We start from the raw sequence: 20,465 nt of genomic DNA on the forward strand, positions 1-20,465 counted from the left end.
CAGAAATGACCACCCCGGTTTCCGTCACGTTCACCGAGACAGACATCGACCGCATCGCCGGCTTCGAGGGGCGCGTCGCGGTCGTCGTCACGCCCGATGGAAAGATGGATACAGGGGCGCGCCGCGCCAATCGCCAGACCAAGGGCGCGATCAAGCGTCTCGTCGAGGGCAAGTCATGGGCCAAGCTCAAGCCCGGCGATGTGCGCACGCTGGACTGGCCCGCCGGCATCGCCGCCGAGGCGCTGGATGTCGTCTGCCTGCCGCGCAACGCCTCGGCCGAGGACACGCGCAAGGCCGGTGCCGCGCTTGGCAAGCTCAAGGGCGAGGCGGCGCTTCTGTCGCTGGCCGGGCCGGTCCGTCACGCGGTGGAATTCGTGACGGGCATCGTCCTGCGGGCGTACGATTTCAACGTCTACAAGACCGGGGAAAAGGCCGGGCAGGGCGCGGTCACCGTCATGACGGGCAAGCCCGACGATCTGCGCGCGGCTGCCGCGCCGGCGCTGGCCGTGGCGGAGGGCGTGTTTCTTTCGCGTGATCTTGTCAACGAGCCGGCCAATCACCTCACGACGGAGGAATTCGCGCGCCGGATCAAGGGAATGGAGGCCGCCGGCCTGAAGGTGACGATCCTCGACGAGGACGAGATGCGCAAGCTGGGGATGCATCTGCTCCTGTCGGTGGGCCATGGCAGCGCGAGCCCCTCGAAACTGGCGGTAATGGAATGGACGGGCGGTGAAACGGACGCCGCGCCGCTTGCCCTCGTCGGCAAAGGGGTCGTGTTCGACACCGGCGGCATCAGCCTCAAGCCGGCGCAGGGCATGGAGGAGATGACCATGGACATGGGCGGCGCCGGGGTGGTCACTGGCGTCATGCACGCGCTGGCCGCCCGCAAGGCCAGGGCCAACGTGGTCGGCCTCGTCGGGCTGGTCGAGAACATGCCGTCGGACCGTGCCACGCGCCCCGGCGACGTGGTCCGGTCGATGAAGGGCGAGACGGTCGAGATCATCAATACCGACGCCGAGGGCCGGCTCGTCCTGGCGGATGTGCTGTGGTACGCGCAGGAAACCTACAACCCCGCGGCCATCATCGATCTCGCCACGCTCACCGGGGCGATCATCATCGGGCTGGGCCACGAGAAGGCCGGCGTTTTTTCCAATGATGACCGTTTCTGCAACGCCTTTCTCAAGGCCGCCGACGCGACGGGCGAAGGGGCATGGCACATGCCGCTTGGCGAGGCTTATGACAAGCAGCTGAAGTCGCAGATCGCGGACATGAAGAACGTGGGCGGGCGGCCTGCCGGGTCGATCACCGCGGCGCAGTTCCTGCAGCGCTTCGTCAAGGAGGGCACGCCGTGGATCCATCTCGACATCGCCGGGGTTGCGCGCGTGAGCGAGGAGACGCCGCTGGCCCCCAAGGGCGCGACCGGCTGGGGGGTGCGGGCGCTCGACCGGCTGATCGCGGACACCCATGAAAGCACGTGATGGGCGACGCCTATTTCTATCACCTCACGCGCCGACCGCTAGAGGCGACGCTGCCGATGCTTCTGGGCAAGGCGCGCGAGGCGGGCTGGCGCGTTGTCGTGCGCGGCGTTGAATGGGAGCGGATGGAATGGCTGGATGACAAGCTCTGGCTGGGGCCGGAGGAGTCGTTCCTGCCCCACGGTCTTGCCGGGCAGGCGCACGAGGCGCGCCAGCCGATCCTGCTGACGACCGCGCCGCACAGCCCCAACGACCCGCACTGCCTGATGAGCGTCGACGGCGCCGCGGTGTCGCCCGAGGAGGTGCAGACGTTCAAACGTGTCTGCGTGTTGTTCGACGGCAATGACGATTTGGCGGTGCAGGGTGCGCGCGCGCAGTGGAAGGCGCTGACACAGGCGGGCTGCCCGGCCAAGTACTGGTCCGAGGCGTCGGGGAAATGGGAGATGAAAGCCGAGGCGTGAGCCACGGAACCGCGCCTGCCGGCCCGCGCCAATGTCAGGGAGGTCAGCGGCGCGGACCGGCACGCAAGGGCGGCCCGGCCGGGCCGCCCGATGAGGGATCAGAACGACATCAGCCGCGTGTCATCCGCCAGCAGGCGCGCGGCCATCGCCGGCGGCTTGGCCATGCCGATGCCGTCAAGCAGCGCCTCCGGCCCGACCCCCTTGTTGGGCAGGTAGAGCGCGCAGACCTCGACAGTGCCACCTTCGTCCATGATCATCTGCATGAGTTTCTGCGGGCTCATGCCCTTGGGCTTCTGCGGGGCCGTAGCGCTGTCGGGCGGGTTCTTGAGGGCAAGGTCGCCGCCGGGGCCGCAAAGCAGCGTGTAGGTGTCCGCCCCCTGCTGCAGCGACTGCATGGTCAGAACCATGCTCATCAGTTGGGTCTGGGGCTCTTCGCTCGTCAGGATCGTGACGAGATCCGGCTTTTCCTCGGCGCTGGCCGGGACGGCGAGCGCGGCGATCGCGAGGAGGGCCGCGGTGAGGGTCTTGCGCATGGCAGTATCCTTTCGGTTCGCGTGACCAGAAGCTGACTGTCAGAGTCAGCTTTCCCGTCATGGCTAGCCGCGCACCATGGTGCTGGCATTGATCCAGATCAATCACATATAAAAAAGTGAATATGACAGCGGGTCAGCGGGTCAGCACCAGTTTGCCGCCGGTGATCTCCACGCTGCGATAGCGCTGGAGGTATTCCATTCCCAGCAGGGACTGGTGCAACTCGCCCGCGTTGACCACCGCCCGCACGCCCCGGTCGGTGATGGGGCCGATCTCCAGCCGTTCCAGCCGTACCGGCGCGGTGCGGACCTCGCCGTTCGCGGTGTAGGCACGTCCGACATAGGTCAGGGCGTCGGTGTCGATGCCGGCGGTTTCCGCGTCCTGCTTGCTCAGGACGATCTGGGTCGCGCCGGTATCGACGACGAAGTTCACCGGCTCTCCGTTGACCTGGGCGGTGAGGTAGTAATGCCCATCGGGCGCGCGGGGCAACTCGATCCTGCCGCCCTCGGCCACGACGGCCTGCCCGGGCCGGACGGTCTGGCGGATGTCGCCCCAAAGGCCGACGGCGGCGATGACGCCGACGAAGATGAGCGCCCAGACGATGGCCTGTTGCGTGACCTTGCCCAAGGAGGCGCGGTTCTGCGCAAAGAACCACAGCACGATCGCGCCGCCGAGCAGCACGAGATAGAGAAGGCGGGCGGTATCTATATCGCTCATGACGCGGATATAGGCGGGTGCGGCGCGCTTGGGAAGGTCATCCCGCCAGACCGAAGCCCCGCAGCCCGTCGAGGACGAACTGCACCGCCAGCGCGGCCAGCAGCATGCCCAGAAGCCGGGTGACCACGTTGATGCCGGTCCGGCCGACCGCGCGTTCCAGCAGGCCGGCGGTGAGAAAGAGAACGAACACCATCAACAGCACTGCCAGCGTGACGCCCACGACCCAGGCCAGCCCCTCAAGCCCCGGCCGCTGTCCCGACAGCAGGATCACCGAGGCGATGGCGCCGGGGCCGGCGATGAGCGGGATCGCCAGCGGAAAGATCGAGGGGTCGTCATCGTCGTCCTCGGCCTCGGCTTGCCCCGCGGTGCCTTCCCGCCGCTTGGTGCGCCGCTCGAAGAGCATGTCCAGCGCGGTCAGGAACAGCAGCAGGCCGCCGGCGATGCGGAAAGCCGGCATCGAGATACCGATGAAGCCAAGAACAGCCTCGCCGAAGGCGGCGAACAGGGCGAGGATGACGGCCGAGGCGACGCAGGCCCGGATCGCGATGGCGCGGCGGCGGGCCGTGGTCATCCCCTGTGTCAGCGCCACGAAAAGCGGTGTCATCCCCAGCGGGTCGATGATGACAACCATCGTGACAAAGGCGGTGACGAGAAAGCCGGTGTCCATGTGCGCCCCGTTCAAGCTGCCCGTCGCTTGCACCATGCCGGGCGGGCAAAGCCAAGGAATTTCTTCAACCTGGCAGGGTGGCGTTCATGAGGGCGATGGCGCGGCGCAGGCTGGTTTCGTCGGCGCGCAGTGGCCCGTCGAGTTCCGTGAGGACCGCGCGGCATTGCGCCATCAGCTGCTCCCCCGCCTTCGTGAAGGTTATCAGGCTCTGGTTGCGGCGGTCGGGGTCCGGCGCAAGCGCCAGGTAGCCCAGATCGGCCAGTGCCGCCATCTGCCGCTGTGCTGCCTGCCGGGTGAGCCCCATCCGCCGGGCCACGGACGAGGCGGTGTTCTCGCCGCAGATCAGAACGGACAGGAATGCCAGCTGGGACGGGCTGACCTCGGCGCCGTGGCGGCGCGCGAGCTCGGCGGAAAGGTAACGGGTCAACCGGTCCTGGTAGCCGCGCGCGGCATGGTAGAGGTCCAGGGTCAGGCTGTCCTGCATCGTTCTTGTCAATGTGGTTGACATTATTGCCATCCCTTGCTTATTGTCAATAAAGTTGACAAAATTATGGGAGATGTGCATGACCCTTGCAATGGTTTTGCGGCTTAACGCGCTGTCCTGCCTTGCTTTCGGCCTGATTTTCGTGGCCGCGCCGGACGCGGTTGCGGGGTTTCTGGGCGCCGCGCCGGCATGGGTGGTGCTCCTTCTGGGGATCGGGTTGCTTGGCAACGCCCTGCTTCTTTGGATGGCGGTGCGCGGCCGCCGGCGGCCACGCCGCAAAGAGATCCTGTTTTTCTGTGCAGGAGACCTTGCTTGGGTCGCCGCGACATTGGTGCTGACCGGGGCGGGCATCTGGATCACGACATCGGCGGGTGAGGCGGCGGCGCCGGCCGCGTAAGGGCTCAGGCCTCTGCCTCTTCCAGCCGCTCCAGCGCCGCCATCCATAGCCCCTCGGCCCGGTCAAGGCCCTCCATCACCTCGGCATACTTCTTCTGCCACGCGGCCATGTCGTCGGCGCTGGTGTCCTCGTAGAGCGCGGGATCGGCCAGCTTGGCGGCGATGCGATCACGCATTTCGTTCAGTTTTTCAACGCGCTGTTCGCATTTCCTCACCTCCTGCCGAAGGGCAAGGAGCGTGTCGCGCGGGGCGCGCTTCGGCTTGGAGGAGGCAGGTTTCGCCGCGGGTTTGTCGCCGGTGTCACCGCCAAGGAGCAACTGGCGGTAACTCTCGAGGTCGCCGTCATAGGGGGTCACGCGCCCGTCCTGCACCAGCCAGAGCCTGTCCGCAACGAGGCTGAGCAGGTGCATGTCATGGCTGACGAGGATCACCGCCCCGGTATAGGCCGTCAGCGCCTCCACCAGCGCCTCGCGGCTCTCGATGTCGAGGTGGTTGGTCGGCTCGTCGAGGATGAGCATGTGGGGACGGTCGAGCGTGGCCAGCATCAGGCTCAGCCGCGCCTTTTGCCCGCCGGAGAGCCGCCCGGCGATTGTATCGGCCTGCTCGGCCCCGATGCCGAAGCCGCCCAGCTGTGCCCTCAGTTTGGCCGGCGGGGTGTCAGGGCGCAGGCGGCGCAAATGGTCGAGCGGCGTTTCCTCTGCGCGCAGCTCCTCCAGCTGGTGCTGTGCGAAATAGCCGGCCCGCAGCTTGGAGGAGGCGTGCACGCGTCCTTCCATCGCGTCAAGTTTTCCGGCCAGAAGCTTGGAAAGCGTAGATTTTCCCTGACCGTTCCGACCGAGCAGGGCGATCCTGTCATCCTGGTCGATGCGCAGGTTCAACCGCTTGAGGACCGCCGTGCCATCATAGCCCACGGCGGCGTCCTCCAGCCGTAGTATGGGGGGCGAAAGCGCCTCGGGTTCAGGAAAGGTGAAGGCCCGCAGCGCGGCCTCCTGCGGCCGGGTGATCGGCTGCATCCTGGCCAGCGCCTTCAGCCGTGCCTGCGCCTGCCGGGCCTTGTCGGCCTTGTAGCGGAACCGGTCGACATAGGATTGCAGGTGCGCGCGCCGCGCCTCCTGCTTCTTGGCCTCGGCCTCGGCCGCGGCCACGCGCGCGGCACGGGTTTCCGCGAAACGGTCGTACCCGCCCTGGTAAAGGGTGAGCTTGCGGTCCTCGAGGTGGAGGATGGCGCCGACGGCCCTGTTCAGCAGTCCCCGGTCATGGCTGATGACGATCACGGTATGCGGGTAGCGGGCGAGGTAGTTTTCCAGCCATAGCGCGCCTTCGAGGTCGAGGTAGTTGGTCGGCTCGTCCAGCAGCAGCAGGTCAGGCGCCGAGAACAGCACCGCCGCCAGCGCCACGCGCATGCGCCATCCGCCGGAGAAGGCCGCGCACGGCATGGCTTGCTCGGCATCGGTGAAACCCAGGCCCTTGAGGATGGCCGCGGCACGGGCCTCCGCGCTCCACGCGTCGATATCGGCCAGCCGCGTCTGGATCTCGGCGATACGGGCGCCGTCGGTCGCGGTTTCCGATTCCGCCATGAGCGCGGCGCGCTCGGTGTCGGCGGCCAGAACCGTGTCGATCAGTGACACCTCGTTGCCCGGCACCTCCTGGTCCACCCCGCCGATGCGGGCGCGGCGGGGCAGGGTGATCTGTCCGCCTTCCAGCGCCAATTCGCCCCGGATCAAGCGGAAAAGCGTCGTTTTTCCCGTCCCGTTGCGGCCCACCAGCCCGACCTTGTGCCCCTCGGGCACCACGGCCGAGGCGTGCTCCAGCAGCGGCCGGCCAGCCACCGAATAGGAGATGTCGTCGATCCTCAGCATGGGCCCCCCTTGCCGTATCGCGGCATCCCGGTCAATCACGGCTTTTCAATCCCGCCCCCCCATGCTATCGCGACCGCGATCCGCGCGGGGGCGGGCCACGCCCCGCCACGCCCCGCTCCGGTAACCCTGAAATGAAGAGGCTGACATGGCTGTGGAACGCACGCTGAGCATCATCAAACCCGATGCCACGAACCGGAACCTCACCGGCAAGATCAATGCCAAGTTCGAGGAGGCCGGGCTGCGCATCATCGCGCAAAAGCGCATCAAGCTGACCAAGGAACAGGCCGGCGTTTTCTACGCCGTGCACCAGGAACGCCCCTTTTACGACGAGCTTTGCGAATTCATGGCCAGCGCTCCCGTCGTGGTGCAGGTGCTTGAAGGCGAGAACGCCATCGCCAAGAACCGCGAGGTCATGGGCGCCACCAACCCCGCCGACGCCGCGCCGGGCACCATCCGCGCGGAGTACGCGGAATCCGTCGGCGAGAACTCGGTTCACGGGTCGGACGCCCCGGAAACCGCGGAAACCGAGATTGCCTATTTCTTCTCTGGCCTCGAACTGGTCGGCTGAGACGCCGCTGGCTGCTCGTGCCTGACACAAGGGGCCGCTCTTCCGGGGCGGCTCCGCTCGTTTTCTCAGATCGCGGCGAAGTCGTTGAACACCTGCGCCGATACGACGCGCGGAGACGTCGTGCCGGACTTGGTGGTGGCCCCGGGCTTGGGCTTGTCCTGATCGGCCGTTGGCTTGGATGTCTTGGCCATGGGGTGGCTCCTACTCTTTCAAGAGCGCCGCACGGCCCGCGCCAGTGCGGCGCATGGTCATAAATTATTCATATTCCCCCGGGCCGGGAAAGCGTTTTTTGCGGCAGAATTGCGGCAGGCCCCTGATTTTGGTGCTGTTTTATCAACAATCCAGCTGATCAATCACGGTTACCCCGTGAGTTTGGAACCTGTCCATGGCGCGCAGCGCCGTCGCGGCCCCCGAGAGCGGAATTGTTTGCGTTACCAGACGCTCCGGTGAAAGCCGCCCGGCGGCGATCATCTCGAACAGTGCGGCGAATCGGTCGGCCCCGATCCCGCGGGTTCCCAGCAGGCTGAGCTGACGGGCATAGACGAGCTCCAGCAGCGGCAGCGGCGGGGACGCGTGTGCGCCCACGGGCATGCCCACCTGCACGTGACGGCCCAGAGGCCGCAGGCACCGCAGCGAGTTCTCGAAGGTGGCGGTGATGCCGAGTGCCTCGATTGAGACATGCGCGCCGCCGCCGGTGATCTCGCGCACCGCCTCGCCAACGCCGCCCGCGGTGGCGTCGAGCGTGTCGTTGGCGCCCAGATCCCGCGCCATGCCGAGCGCCCGCGGCGCGATGTCGATGGCAAGGACGCGGGCGCCGAGGGCCGCGCCGATCATCACCGCCGACAGCCCCACGCCGCCGCAGCCATGCACTGCCAGCCACTCGCCGGGGCGCAATTGCGCCCGGTCCACCACGGCGCGGAAGGCGGTCGTGACACGACATCCCATGCCCGCGGCGGCGGTGTAGGCGACGCCCGGCGGCAAATGCACCAGGTTGAAGTCGGCATGAGGTATCGCCACGCGTTCGGCGAAGGCGCCCCAGGCGGTGAATCCGATCACCTGCTGGTTGGCGCAAACCGAGGAGGAGCCGGCGCGGCAGTCGGGGCAGGTTCCGCAGCCAAGGATGAACGGGGCCGTGACCCGGTCGCCGGGCGCGAAGGCGTGGCACTCCGGCCCCGTTTCGATGACCTCTCCCGCGAATTCGTGGCCCATGACATGCGGCAGGGATACGTCCGGATCGGCGCCTTTCCACGCATGATGGTCCGACCGGCAGACGCCGCAGGCCCGCACCGCGACGATCGCGCCGTCGCGCGGGCATGCGGGGTCATCGACGGTTTCGACCGGGAGCGCACCGTCAAAGGATGTCATCAGGGCGGCTTTCATCGGCATCCCTTGCTCTTTGACGCGTCAATGCCTGTCGCCGGGACATCGGCGGGGCGCGTGCAAACCCGCGGTGGGCGCTCAGTCATGAGTTCCGGGCGCAGCTGCGACCGCGAACAAGGCGCCGCTGACGGGCAGGGCGCCCTGGATGCGCGCATGACCGCGGCCGGCCGTCAGCCCTTGGCGTTGGCGGTCTTTTGCTGCTGCTGCGCCGGCTTTGCCTGTTGCGGCTGTTGCTGCTGGCCCTGTTGGCGCTGCGGTTCCTGTTTTTGCTGGCCGCTGCCGTCGTCTCCGGTCACCTTGGCGTTGAGCGGATCATCCTGCCGCCGTACCGAGCCTTCGAAATGGGCGCCGGATTCGATCGCGATGGTCTTGTGGATGATGTCCCCCTCGACCCGCGCGGTCGATGTGAGCCGCACCTTGAGCCCGCGCACGCGCCCGACGATCCGTCCATTGACAACCACGTCGTCGGCGATGACCTCGCCCTTGATCGTTGCCCCTTCCCCGATGGTGAGCAGGTGGGCGCGGATGTCGCCCTCGACCGTACCCTCGACCTGGATGTCGCCGGTGGTCTTGAGGTTGCCGGTCACGTGCAGGTCCGAGGACAACACCGACGCCGGCGGCTTCGCCTTGGGCGAGGTCTGCTTGAAATCCGGGGAGGACGACTCGCCAAGCGGCGCTTCGGGTTTCGTCTCGGGCGCCGCCGGCTTGGCCGCGGTGTCCTGCTTGGGGGCGGGGTCGTTGATTTTGCTCTTAGAAAACATCTCTCGCAGCCTTGATGTAGGTCATGGGGTTCACGGCCTTGCCGTCGACACGGACCTCGTAGTGTAGATGTGTGCCCGTGGAACGTCCAGTGTTGCCCATATCACCAATTCGGTCCCCGCGCGAGACCCTCTGCCCCTTTTTGACGCGGATGCGCGACATGTGGGCATAACGGGTCTCCATCCCGAAATCGTGCTTGATCTTGACCAGCCGTCCGTAGCCCGACAGCCACTTGGCGTGGGTGACGATGCCATCGGCGGTCGCGTAGATCGGCGTTCCGTGCTTGGCGGCGAAATCGCTGCCCTTGTGCATTCGGCCCCACCGCATCCCGAAACCCGAGGTGTAGCGGTAGGAGGATTTCACCGGAATGGCGAACGGCGCCTTCTGGGCGGCCAGCCGGTAAAGGTTCAGCTGGTCCATGCGGTTCAGGATGCGGTTGGCGCGCATGGCGTCAGGCGAGGGGTCCTCGCCCCGGGTCGAGAAAGACAGCGGCATCGACGGCCCGCCGATGCCGGAATAGCCGCGGCGCACCGTGTCCAGCATCTGTTCGGGGTCCATCCCCGCCTTGCGGAACATCTTGCGCAGGGGTTCCACAGAGATCGACATCGCGTCCTCGAGCTGGCGGAAGATCTGATCGTTGCGGTCGCGCATCAGCTGAAGTCGGGCGGCCATCTCGTCGGCCTCGTCGAGTGCCATCTGGGCATCGCGGCTTATGCGGTCGCGCTCTTGCGCGGTGTCGGCCAGCGCGGCCGTGAGCACGTCCAGCGTGGCACCCGTGCCGCCGGGGTCCCCGCCGTTATCTACCCGCCCGCCGTTTTCCTGCAGCGCGCGGGCCAGTTCGGCGCGCTCGGCGCGGGCGGCCTCGCGCTCTTTCATTGTCCGCCGCAGCGTGGCCTGGATCACCTCGATGCCGGTCTCGAGTTCGCGCCGCCGCGTTTCCGAGGCCAGCAGGTCCGACTGCATCTGCGATATCTGTACCAGGGCCGCGTTGAACCGCTCCTGCGCCGCTGCGGCCTCGCGCGCGCGCGCATCGCGCTCGGCCTCCAACTCGCTGAGCCGGGTTTCGTAGGTGCGCTGGTCTCGCTCGGCCCGTTCGCGGAAATTGCCGGCCCCGATCGAATCCATCAGGAGGATGGCGGTGGCGATGATCGTCCATGCAATGATCGCGCACGCCCCGGCGAAGGCGATGAACTGCGAATGCGGCCTGAGCCGGATGAAGCGCGTGTCGCTGTCGGACCTGAGAAAGAGCCGGCGTTCCGGGAAAAATCTTTCGATCAGTGATGTTAGCCTGATGGCAAGCTGACTGCGCACGGTGCCCCCGTCCTTGGTCTTCCGTCCCCGCGACGCGATTATCACATTTTCTTTCACAGCGCCGTGAAACCGTGACTAGCGGCTGATACCCGACGGGGCAACCGGTTTGCCGCCGGATCGGGTGGACCATGCCGATTTGCCGGAAGATTGGCAAAAAATTGCCGACAGGCAATGGATTGCAACATTTGCGGCCCTGACGCCCCCGTGTCGCGGGCGTCCGGCCGGCCGGGCCTATGCGGGGGTTTCGGCGAGCGGCCAGTAGAAATCGGGCGGCAAACCCGCCTCGGCGCGCTTTTCCTCGTTGAAGGGGGGCTTCAGCGCCCCGTGGAAGTAGCGCCGCACGAGATCGTGGAACGTGTCCCGCGGGTCCATCTCGTGACGGCCGCAAAGGAAATGAAACCACTTGGAGCCGTATGCGACGTGGCCGACCTCCTCGGCGTAGATCACGCGCATCGCTTCCACGGCGCCCGTGTCGCCGGCCTTTTCGAAGATCTCGATCATGCCCGGGGTCACGTCGAGACCGCGCGCCTCCAGCACCATCGGCACCACCGCGAGACGCCCCATGAAGTCGCGGGCCGTGTCCTCCGCTGCCCGCCACATGCCGGCATGGGCGGGCAGCGCGCCGTAATGGCTGTCATGTGCTTCAAGGCAGTCGCTTATCAGGTTGAAATGTTTTGATTCCTCGTCCGCGGCGCGGACCCAGTCATCGTAGAATCCCGCCGGCATCGGCACGTCAGCGAAGCGCGCGATGACATCCCAGTGCAGGTCCACGGCGTTGAGTTCGATATGCGCCACGGCGTGCAGGATGGCCAGCCGCCCCTGCGCGCTGCCCGGCCGGCGGCGCGGCACGTCGCGGGGATCGAGCAGTTCGGGCCTGTCGGGCCGGGCCGGACGCAAGGGCGGATCGGCGCGGCCCACGGGCAGCGGGTCGCCGGCCGCGCGGGCCTCGAACCACGCCTGCGCATGCCGCCGCGAGAGCGCCGTCTTTTCCCGCCCGTCCGCGATGGTAAGCACCTCGACGGCCATTTCCGACAGGGTCATCTCGTCCTCGCGTCATCGTCGGTCGCACACCGGCCAGTCCGGCCGCGATCGGGGCAGCTGATACAGCATCCGCCCGGCGCCGGAAACCGCGAACATCATCACGCGCCAACCGCGCCGAGCGCCGGCCTCCTGATCCGCGGCAAGGCGGGGTCCGCTACAGTGCGCGGACCGCTTCGAGCACCTCCTCGGCATGTCCCGGCACCTTGACCTTGGGCCAAATGCGCACGACGCGGCCATCGCCCCCGATCAGCACCGTCGTGCGCTCGATTCCCATGAACGTCTTGCCGTACATGTTCTTTTCCTTCCACACGCCGTAGCGTTCGCAGACATCGCCCTCGGCATCGGACAGGAGCGGCACACCGAGCCCGTGCTTGTCGCGGAACTTGTCGTGCTTGGCCACGGTATCCTTGGAGATGCCCAGCACGTGCGCGCCCGCGGCGTCGAACTCTGCGCCAAGCCCGGTAAAGGCGACCGCCTCCTTGGTGCAGCCCGACGTGTCGTCGCGCGGGTAAAAGAACAAAACCACGGGCGCCGGGCGCAACGCGGACAGCGTGACCTCGCCGTCGCCATCGCGCGGAAGGGTGAAATCGGGGGCCTCGTCGCCAGTTTTCAGCATCTGCGGTCTCCTTGTGCTAAGATTCCGGTTTTATATTAGGTCCCTCAACGCCAGAATAAACGCAAAAAGGGCAGGACATCGTTTGAGCAAAAGGACCGACACCGACACGGGCCGGCGCGCGCGGGGAGGGCGGCTGAGAGCCACGGCGCTCTGGGTCACGGCGCTAGGGCTGGCCGTCGGGGTCGTGCTCGTGGTGGCCGCCAGCGCGCTCATCGGCACGCGGCTGTCCGCGCCGGAGTGGCTGCGCGACCGGATCACTGCGCAGATCAATTCCAGTTTCGAGGGCATCACGGTAAGCTTCCGCGACGTGTCGTTCGTCATGCAGGAGGGCTGGGTGCCGCATGTGTCGCTGCGCAGCGTGCGGCTGAGCGACGCGGTGGGCAGACCGCTTGCGCAGCTTTCGGACCTGCAGGGCAAGGTGGCGCTGCGCCCCTTGCTGCGGGGTGAATTGCGTCCCGCCGAGATCCGGCTGTCGGGCGCTCGGGTGACGCTGCGGCGCAGTGCGGATGGCGCGGTGGGGTTGAGCCTCGGTGACCGGCCCGAAGCGGTGGAAGAGGCCGAAACCGTTGCGGCGCTGATCCGCGGGGCCGATGACGTCTTTCAAAGCCCCCGGTTCTCGGCCCTGCGCGAGGTCAGCGCGGACAACCTGACGCTTCGCTTCGAGGATGCGCGCGTCGGCAAGGCGTGGACGGCGGATGGCGGACGCATCTCCATCAGCCGCGACGGGCGTGACATCCGGATCCGCACGGATTTCGCCCTCGTCGGGGCGCGGGATTACGCCACGACGATGGCGATGACGTATTCCGGCCGGATCGGGGAGCCGGCGGCTGCGTTCACGGTGGATTTCGATGACATGCCGGCGCGCGATATTGCGGGCCAGTCACCGGCGCTGAGCTGGTTGACGGCGCTCGAGGCGCCGATATCGGGCAGCGTGGCGGCGGAAGTGGACCGGGCCGGTCAGCTGGGCCCGCTGGAGGCGAGCCTGGAGATCGGCAAGGGCGTATTGCATCCGACCGAGGCCGTGCGGCCGGTGGCCTTCGACAAGGCCAGCAGCCAGTTCACCTACACGCCCGGCGATCGCATCCTGCGCTTCCGGCAACTGGAAATCGACAGCAGCTGGGGGCGCGCCCGCATCGAGGGGCAGACCCAGCTTGCGGGGATGGAGGATGGCTGGCCCGACACGCTGGTATCGCAGTTCCGGGTCCTGTCGCTGGATGCCAACCCCATGGAGCTCTACGCCGAGCCGGTGACGTTCGAGGGGGCGACCATGGACATGCGGCTCGCCCTCGATCCCTTTCAGGTCACGCTCGGCGAGTTCAGCCTCAGCGACCGGGGGCGCAACCTCGTCCTGCGGGGCGAGGCACGGGCGCAACGCGACGGATGGTACGTCTCGGTCGACGGCCGGATGCCGGGCATCGCGCCCGAGCGCGTGTTGACGCTGTGGCCCGAGAACCTCGAGCCCAAGACGCGGAGCTGGATCGACGAGAACATTCACGAGGCCACGCTGGAGAACATCCAGCTCGCCCTGCGTGCAGAGCCCGGACGCAAGCCGGACGTGTTCCTAGGGCTGGATTTCAAGGACCTGACGGCCCGGTTCATAAAGGATGTCCCGCCGATAGAGGGGGCCCGCGGCCATGCGCGGATTTCGGACAACCAGTTCGTCGTGATCGCGCATGAAGGCCACGTCGATGCCGCGCGGGGCGGCCGCATCGACGTGGCCGGCTCCAGTTTCGAGATTCCCGACATCCGCGTCAAGCGCGGCCCCGGCCGCGTGCGCCTGAGCACGCGCGGGACGATCACCGCGGCGCTGTCCATGCTGGACGAGGAGCCGTTCCGGTTTCTGCAGAAGGCCGGGCGACCAGTGACGCTGGCGGACGGCACGGCCCGGCTGGCGGGAACGCTGGACTTTCTTGTGAAGGACGACCTTACCCCCGAGGAGGTGGCGTTCGATATCAAGGGCACCTTGCAGGACGTTCGCAGCGACGAACTGATCGAGGACAAGGTGATCTCGGCGCCGGAACTGACACTGGCCGCCGACAGGACGAGCCTTGCCGTGCGGGGCACGGGGCGCGTCGGCGCCGTGCCCGTCGGCGGGACATGGCGGATGCCCCTTGCCAGCGGCAGCAAGGGCCGGGCGCGCGTCGAGGGATGGATCGAGCTTTCGGAGCGTTTCGCCCAAGAGTTCGGCATCGGCCTGCCGCCGGGCAGTATTGACGGCGCAGGGCGCGGCGAGGTGGAGATCGCGTTCACGCCGGACGCGCCGCCCACCTTTGAGCTGGCCTCCGATCTGGACGGTCTGGCGCTGCGGCTGGACCCGCTGGGCTGGCGGCTGGACAGGAACCAGACGGGACGGTTGGAGGTGAGCGGAACGATGGGCGCGCCGCCCCGGATCGACGACCTGTCGCTGGATGCCGGTGGGCTGCGCGCGGACGGGACGGTGACGCTCAACGATGACGGCAGTCTGCGGCAGGCCGCGTTCCGGCGGGTGCAGCTTGGCAGCTGGATCGATGCGCCGGTCGATCTGGTCGGCCGCGGCAACGATGTCCCCCCGCTCGTCAGGGTGACGGGTGGCCAGATCGACTTGCGGCAGACATCGCTGGTGGGCGGCGGGGACGGCGCGTCGCGTGGCGATGGCGGGCCGGTCTCCTTGCGTCTCGACCGGCTCCAGATATCGGACACGATCGCGCTGACCGAGTTCAGCGCCGATCTCGATATGGCCGGTGGGGCCGACGGCACCTTCACTGGCCGGGTCAACGGCGGCTACGAGATCGCCGGCCGCGTGGTTCCCCGGGACGGGCGCAGTGCCTTTCGCATCACGGCCGACAACGCCGGCGGCGTGCTGCGCTCGGCCAGGCTGATGGAACAGGCGCGTGACGGATCCATGGTGCTGATCCTGGTTCCCGCCGAGGGGCAGGGCGTGTACGAGGGGCGGCTCAACATCGACAATCTGCGCGTCAAGGATGCGCCGGCCATCGCCGCGCTGCTGAACGCGCTGAGCATCGTGGGCATACTGGAGCAGCTGGCGGGCGAGGGGATTCATTTCAACCGCGTCGAGACGGAGTTTCAGCTCGCGCCCGACCGCGTGACGCTGTATTCGGGCAGCGCCGTGGGCGCATCGATGGGCATTTCGATGGCGGGGTATTACTGGTTGGAGCAGGGCGTGATGGACATGGACGGCGTTATCTCACCTGTCTACGCGGTCAACATGCTGGGCGGTGTGTTCGCGCGCGAGGGCGAGGGATTTCTGGGGTTCCAGTATTCGCTGGACGGCCCGGCGCGCGCGCCGCGGGTGCAGGTGAACCCGCTGTCGGTGTTCACGCCGGGAATGTTCCGCGAGATCTTTCGCCGGCCGCCGCCGCAGCGCGGGTTCGCCACGGGCGGGGTCGAACCGGCCAGCCCCGACGACACCGGTGAAGAGGGCGGATTGGACCCGGCGGACCGCTGATGAAACTGGAGGATTTTGATTTCGAGCTGCCGGAGCGTCTGATTGCCACGCGACCGGCACGACCCCGCACAGCGGCGCGGCTGCTAGTGGCCGAAGGAGACGCGATCACCGACGCGACCGTGGCCGGGCTCGGCCGGTTCCTGCGGCCGGGGGACCGGCTCGTGCTCAACGACACCAAGGTGATCCCGGCACGGCTGTCCGGGGTGCGGGGCCGGGACGGGCCCGCGGGGGGCGGCACGGCGCGCATCGAGGTGACGTTGCTCGACCCCGCGCCCGACGGGGGCTGGCGGGCCATGGTCAAGCCGCTGAAGAAGCTGCGCGAAGGCGAGACCGTGCGCTTCGACGCCGGGCTGGAGGCGCGCTGCATTGCCAAGGCGGAGGGGCAGGCGGTTTTGCGCTTCAATCTTGAAGGAGAGGATTTCGACGCGGCGCTGAACGCGGCCGGCGCGATGCCGCTGCCGCCCTATATCGCCGCCCGTCGCGCCGCGGATGCGCAGGATCGCGAGGACTACCAGACGGTTTTCGCCCGGCACGCGGGGGCCGTGGCCGCGCCGACGGCCTCGCTGCATTTCGACAAGGCGCTGCTGAACAATCTGGCCGGGCAGGGGATCGGCTTTAGCCATGTCACGCTGCATGTCGGGGCCGGCACGTTCCTGCCGGTCAAGGTCGAGGACGTCACGCAGCACCGTATGCATTCAGAATGGGGTGAAGTGAGCGGTTGCGCGGCCGCCGAGATCGCGGCGACACGGGCCGCGGGCGGGCGCATCATCCCTGTCGGCACCACCGCGCTGCGCCTGATCGAAACGGCGGCGCGCAAGACGGGCGAGATCAGGCCATGGCGGGGGGATACCGACATATTCATCTATCCGGGGTTCGCGTTCCGGGCGACGGATGCGCTGATGACGAACTTCCACCTGCCGAAATCCACGTTGATGATGCTCGTCTCCGCGCTGATGGGCCGGCGGCGCATCATGGACATCTACGCCCACGCGGTGGCGCGGGAATATCGGTTCTTCTCTTACGGCGACGCGTCCCTGCTGGTTCCGCGTTGACCGGCGCGGTTGCGACACGGCCGCACGACCGGTTAGGGCTCGATGCGACCGGCCCGCGTCGCTTTCGGCGCTGACACGCGGGGCGGGCCGGGGCAGGAGAAAGCCGGGCCAGGGGAGACGCGCGATGCTATCGGTTCTGACCAGCGCATGGGCGCTGTTGCTTGGAATGTTGCTGTTGCAGGTGGGCAATGGCATGCAGGGCACCCTGCTGGGCATCCGGGGGGAGATCGAGGGCTTCTCGACCACCGAGATGTCGCTGGTGATGGCCGGGTATTTCCTGGGCTTCCTGTTCGGGTCGCGCATGGCGCCCGAGATGATCCGGCGGGTTGGTCATGTCCGGGTCTTCGCCGCGCTGGCGTCGCTCATCTCGGCAGTCATGATCCTGTACCCGGCACTGACGCACCCGGCCGCGTGGGGGGCGGGCCGCGTCATCATCGGCTTCTGCTTCTCGGGGGTTTACGTGACGGCCGAGAGCTGGCTCAACAACGCCGCAGACAACGAGAACCGGGGCAAGGCGCTTTCGCTTTACATGATCGTGCAGATGGCCGGTATCGTCTCGGCACAGGCGCTGCTGCTGGTGGCCGATCCCGGCGGGTTCATCCTGTTCATCATACCGTCGGTGCTGGTGTCGCTGGCCTTTGCGCCGATCCTGCTGTCGATCAGCCCCACGCCGGCCTTCGAGACGGCCAAGCCGCTCAGCCTGAAACAGATGATGAAGATTTCGCCGCTGGGCTGCGTCGGCATGTTCCTGCTGGGCGGGATATTCTCGGCGCAGTTCGGCATGGCGCCGGTCTATGCCGCCGAGCGCGGTCTGTCGGTGGGGCAGATCTCGGTCTTTGTCTCGACGTTCTTCGTCGCGGCGCTGGTGCTGCAGGTGCCCATAGGCTGGCTTTCGGACCGGATGGACCGCCGCGTGCTGATCCTTGCCGCGGCGGGCATCTGCGGGGCCGGCGGGCTCGTCGGGATGATCCTCGGCTCGGTCTTTCCCGCGCTGATCCTTGCCGGGCTGATGGTGGGCGGGATGTCCAACCCGCTCTATTCCCTGCTTATCGCCTACACCAACGATTTCCTTGATCGCGACGACATGGCCGCCGCCGCGGGCGCCATGGTTTTCATAAACGGGCTCGGGGCGGTGTCGGGGCCCCTGGTGACAGGTTGGCTCATGGGGCAGCTTGGTGCATGGGCGTTCTTCCTGGTCATCGCGGTGCTGGGCTTTGGCATCGCGGCCTACGCGGCCTACCGGATGACACAGCGCGCCGCCCCGTCGGTGGACGAGACCGAGAGCTTCACGATGGTGTCGATGTCGGCCTCGCCGGTCGCCGTGAACCTTGCGGCGGAGTACGACATGGAAACCGCGCAGGAGGAGCCCGAGACGCCGCTGGCGGCCGAGCGCGGCTGAAACCTTGTGCACAGTCACGGCTTATTGCCGATGTAGCAAAATTTTACTGTGCAATGAATGGCATGTGTGCCTAGGCTTTGTGCAGGGCACGGGGAACAACAAGGAGGTCAACATGACGACCCCGGAGGAGGTTTTGCGGTTCTGGCTGGACGAGGTCGGGCCTGCAGGCTGGTACGAGCAGTCAGACCGGACGGACGAGGCGGTGAAAGAACGGTTTCGTGAGGCGTGGGAGAGCGCGCGCGAAGGAACCTACGGGCTGTGGCTGACCTATCCCAGCGGAACGCTGGCCTACATCATCCTGATGGACCAGTTTCCCCGTAACATGTTCCGGGGCGATGCGCGGGCATTCGCCACGGACACGCAGGGCATCGCCGCGGCCAAGGCCGCGGTGCACCGCAAGTGGGACCTGCGTATCGATGAGCCGGCGCGCCAGTTCTTCTACCTGCCGCTGATGCATTCGGAGAACCTGTGCGACCAGGAGCGCTGCATCCGCCTGGTGATGGAACGCATGCCCGAGACAGGGGCCAGCACCCTTTTGCATGCAAGGGCCCACCGGGAGGTGATCCGGATGTTCGGCCGCTTTCCCTATCGTAACGCCGCGCTGAACCGCCCGTCGACCGCGCCGGAAACCGAGTTCGTCGAAAAGGGCGGCTACGGCATGGCGCTCAGGAGCGTGCAACAGGCTGACGCGGCCTGAGCGCGGCGGGTTTCGGCCCTGTTGTTAACACGTGTTTTCGTCTTAGCGCGGCCCGCCCGTGACATGACGTTGCGGGCGGCAACGGTCCGTTGTGGTCGGCCCGAAGATAGTTTAATGTCAAACTAAATTCCGAACCAAGCCCAGACGGAGACGGATATGGCGGCAAAATCCTTTGACCTGATCGTGATCGGCGCGGGGCCGGGCGGCTACGTGGCGGCGATCCGCGCGGCGCAGCTGGGTCTCAGCGTGGCGATCGTCGAGCGCGAGCACATGGGCGGCATCTGTCTCAACTGGGGCTGCATCCCGACCAAGGCGATGCTGCGCTCGTCAGAGGTGTTCCATCTCATGCACCGCGCCAAGGAATTCGGACTGAAGGCGGAGGGCGTTGATTACGACCTCGACGCGGTGGTCAAACGCTCGCGCAAGGTTGCGGGTCAGCTCAATTCCGGGGTCGGCCACCTGATGAAGAAGAACAAGATCACCACGATTATGGGCGAGGCGACGCTGACGGCGCGGGGCAAGGTGACGGTCACGACCGAAAAGGGCACCGAGGCGCTGGAGGCCGAGAACATCATCCTCGCCACGGGGGCGCGGGCGCGTGAACTGCCGGGGTTGGAGGCCGATGGCGACCTGGTCTGGACCTACAAGCACGCGCTGATGCCGCCGCGGATGCCCGGCAAGCTGCTGGTTATCGGGTCGGGCGCCATCGGGATCGAGTTTGCCAGCTTCTACAACACTCTGGGCGCCGACACGACCGTCGTCGAGGTGATGGACCGGATCCTGCCGGTCGAGGACGCGGAAATTTCGGACTTCGCGAAAAAGGCGTTCGAGCGGCAGGGCATGACGATCATGGAGAAATCGACCGTCAAGCAGCTGGACCGCGGCAAGGGCAAGGTGACGGCGCATGTCGAGACGGACGGCAAGACCAAGACGCAAGAGTACGACACGGTGATCTCGGCCGTCGGCATCGTGGGCAACACCGAGGGCCTCGGGCTCGAGGAGCTGGGCGTCAAGGTCGAACGGGGCCACGTGGTTACGGACGAATACGCGCGCACCGGGGTGGATGGCCTTTATGCCATCGGCGATGTGGCCGGGGCGCCGTGGCTGGCGCACAAGGCCTCCCACGAAGGGGTCATGGTGGCCGAGCTGGTGGCCGGGGGCCATCCGCACCCGGTGCGCCCCGAAAGCATCGCCGGCTGCACCTATTGCCATCCGCAGATCGCAAGCGTGGGGTACACCGAGGCACAGGCCAAGGAGAAGGGCCACGAGATCAATGTCGGGCGCTTTCCCTTCATCGGCAACGGCAAGGCGATCGCGCTCGGCGAGCAGGAGGGCATGGTCAAGACCGTGTTCGATGCCAAGACCGGCGAGCTTCTGGGCGCGCACATGGTGGGCGCCGAGGTGACGGAGCTGATCCAGGGCTACGTGGTGGGCCGCCAGCTGGAAACCACCGAGCAGGAGCTGATGCAGGCCGTCTTTCCGCATCCCACGCTGAGCGAGATGATGCACGAGTCGGTCCTGGATGCCTATGGCCGGGTGATCCACATCTGACCCCACCCCTTGCGCCGGCGCCTGGCGCGCGCGGTGCATGGGTATTTGGACCAAGA

20 protein-coding genes are annotated in these 20,465 nt (G+C 67.1%); 9 read left to right on the forward strand and 11 right to left on the reverse strand.

Translation table 11 applies throughout. The annotated features are described in order from the left end of the window. Positions 1-5: 5 nt before the first annotated feature. Together ACH13J_RS00860 and ACH13J_RS00865 are read left to right on the forward strand one after the other, a co-directional pair. Positions 6-1,478, forward strand: a complete 1,473-nt coding sequence (locus ACH13J_RS00860; protein ID WP_397541412.1) for a leucyl aminopeptidase — start codon at positions 6-8, stop codon at positions 1,476-1,478. Continuing rightward, positions 1,478-1,936, forward strand: coding sequence for a DNA polymerase III subunit chi (locus ACH13J_RS00865; protein WP_397541413.1), 459 nt, complete (start codon positions 1,478-1,480; stop codon positions 1,934-1,936). Before ACH13J_RS00860 ends, ACH13J_RS00865 begins: the two co-directional genes overlap by 1 nt. Before the next feature lie 98 nt (positions 1,937-2,034). On the opposite strand, the gene ACH13J_RS00870 is transcribed toward ACH13J_RS00865, so the two are convergent. The 4 genes from ACH13J_RS00870 to ACH13J_RS00885 all read right to left on the reverse strand — a co-directional run bounded on the left by ACH13J_RS00870 (position 2,035) and on the right by ACH13J_RS00885 (position 4,359). Continuing rightward, entirely contained in the window at positions 2,035-2,469 is a 435-nt protein-coding gene (locus ACH13J_RS00870) for a hypothetical protein (protein ID WP_397541414.1), read from the reverse strand. A 133-nt stretch (positions 2,470-2,602) separates the two neighbouring features. Then, the gene (locus tag ACH13J_RS00875; protein ID WP_397541415.1) at positions 2,603-3,184 is read right to left on the reverse strand and encodes a TIGR02281 family clan AA aspartic protease; all 582 of its coding nucleotides are present in this window, start codon (positions 3,182-3,184) and stop codon (positions 2,603-2,605) included. Positions 3,185-3,221: 37 nt separating this feature from the next. Continuing rightward, positions 3,222-3,851: a MarC family protein gene (locus tag ACH13J_RS00880; RefSeq protein ID WP_397541416.1), complete on the reverse strand. Its 630-nt coding sequence runs from the start codon at positions 3,849-3,851 to the stop codon at positions 3,222-3,224. A gap of 64 nt (positions 3,852-3,915) precedes the next feature. After that, positions 3,916-4,359, reverse strand: coding sequence for a MarR family transcriptional regulator (locus ACH13J_RS00885; RefSeq protein ID WP_397541417.1), 444 nt, complete (start codon positions 4,357-4,359; stop codon positions 3,916-3,918). Between the two features lie 55 nt (positions 4,360-4,414). On the opposite strand from ACH13J_RS00885, the gene ACH13J_RS00890 reads away from it, so the two are divergent. Then, entirely contained in the window at positions 4,415-4,732 is a 318-nt protein-coding gene (locus tag ACH13J_RS00890; RefSeq protein ID WP_397541418.1) for a hypothetical protein, read from the forward strand. A gap of 4 nt (positions 4,733-4,736) precedes the next feature. Here ACH13J_RS00890 and ACH13J_RS00895 read toward each other — a convergent pair whose 3' ends face one another. Continuing rightward, positions 4,737-6,590, reverse strand: coding sequence for an ATP-binding cassette domain-containing protein (locus ACH13J_RS00895; RefSeq protein WP_397541419.1), 1,854 nt, complete (start codon positions 6,588-6,590; stop codon positions 4,737-4,739). A gap of 145 nt (positions 6,591-6,735) precedes the next feature. Between ACH13J_RS00895 and ndk the strand changes: the two genes are divergently transcribed. After that, positions 6,736-7,158: a nucleoside-diphosphate kinase gene (gene ndk / locus ACH13J_RS00900; protein ID WP_397541420.1), complete on the forward strand. Its 423-nt coding sequence runs from the start codon at positions 6,736-6,738 to the stop codon at positions 7,156-7,158. A 65-nt stretch (positions 7,159-7,223) separates the two neighbouring features. Here the strand turns inward: ndk and ACH13J_RS00905 are convergent, their stop codons facing one another. The 6 genes from ACH13J_RS00905 to ACH13J_RS00930 form a co-directional block, all read right to left on the reverse strand. Further along, positions 7,224-7,349, reverse strand: coding sequence for a hypothetical protein (locus ACH13J_RS00905; protein WP_397541421.1), 126 nt, complete (start codon positions 7,347-7,349; stop codon positions 7,224-7,226). 142 nt (positions 7,350-7,491) lie between these two features. Continuing rightward, a complete protein-coding gene (locus tag ACH13J_RS00910) occupies positions 7,492-8,538 on the reverse strand; it encodes a zinc-dependent alcohol dehydrogenase family protein (protein WP_397541525.1) in 1,047 nt (348 codons plus the stop codon). A gap of 170 nt (positions 8,539-8,708) precedes the next feature. Continuing rightward, the gene (locus ACH13J_RS00915; protein ID WP_397541422.1) at positions 8,709-9,299 is read right to left on the reverse strand and encodes a polymer-forming cytoskeletal protein; all 591 of its coding nucleotides are present in this window, start codon (positions 9,297-9,299) and stop codon (positions 8,709-8,711) included. Next, positions 9,289-10,608: a DUF5930 domain-containing protein gene (locus ACH13J_RS00920; RefSeq protein WP_397541423.1), complete on the reverse strand. Its 1,320-nt coding sequence runs from the start codon at positions 10,606-10,608 to the stop codon at positions 9,289-9,291. Before ACH13J_RS00920 ends, ACH13J_RS00915 begins: the two co-directional genes overlap by 11 nt. 231 nt (positions 10,609-10,839) lie before the next feature. Then, positions 10,840-11,634: a ferritin-like domain-containing protein gene (locus ACH13J_RS00925; RefSeq protein WP_397541526.1), complete on the reverse strand. Its 795-nt coding sequence runs from the start codon at positions 11,632-11,634 to the stop codon at positions 10,840-10,842. Positions 11,635-11,803: 169 nt separating this feature from the next. After that, positions 11,804-12,265, reverse strand: coding sequence for a redoxin domain-containing protein (locus ACH13J_RS00930; RefSeq protein WP_397541424.1), 462 nt, complete (start codon positions 12,263-12,265; stop codon positions 11,804-11,806). Positions 12,266-12,347: 82 nt separating this feature from the next. Between ACH13J_RS00930 and ACH13J_RS00935 the strand changes: the two genes are divergently transcribed. The 5 genes from ACH13J_RS00935 to lpdA all read left to right on the forward strand — a co-directional run bounded on the left by ACH13J_RS00935 (position 12,348) and on the right by lpdA (position 20,409). Further along, positions 12,348-15,710 carry a YhdP family protein gene (locus ACH13J_RS00935; RefSeq protein WP_397541425.1) on the forward strand — a complete coding sequence of 1,121 codons (3,363 nt, stop codon included), beginning with the start codon at positions 12,348-12,350 and terminating at the stop codon, positions 15,708-15,710. Then, the gene (gene queA / locus ACH13J_RS00940; protein ID WP_397541426.1) at positions 15,710-16,762 is read left to right on the forward strand and encodes a tRNA preQ1(34) S-adenosylmethionine ribosyltransferase-isomerase QueA; all 1,053 of its coding nucleotides are present in this window, start codon (positions 15,710-15,712) and stop codon (positions 16,760-16,762) included. Before ACH13J_RS00935 ends, queA begins: the two co-directional genes overlap by 1 nt. A 124-nt stretch (positions 16,763-16,886) precedes the next feature. Next, positions 16,887-18,161: an MFS transporter gene (locus tag ACH13J_RS00945; RefSeq protein ID WP_397541427.1), complete on the forward strand. Its 1,275-nt coding sequence runs from the start codon at positions 16,887-16,889 to the stop codon at positions 18,159-18,161. 112 nt (positions 18,162-18,273) lie between these two features. After that, positions 18,274-18,858, forward strand: a complete 585-nt coding sequence (locus tag ACH13J_RS00950) for a DUF924 family protein (RefSeq protein WP_397541428.1) — start codon at positions 18,274-18,276, stop codon at positions 18,856-18,858. Between the two features lie 156 nt (positions 18,859-19,014). After that, positions 19,015-20,409, forward strand: a complete 1,395-nt coding sequence (gene lpdA, locus ACH13J_RS00955) for a dihydrolipoyl dehydrogenase (protein WP_397541429.1) — start codon at positions 19,015-19,017, stop codon at positions 20,407-20,409. The last annotated feature ends 56 nt before the right edge of the window (positions 20,410-20,465 follow it).

The sequence above is a fragment of the Roseovarius salis genome, assembly GCF_044472985.1.
Taxonomy (GTDB): Bacteria; Pseudomonadota; Alphaproteobacteria; order Rhodobacterales; family Rhodobacteraceae; genus Roseovarius; species Roseovarius salis.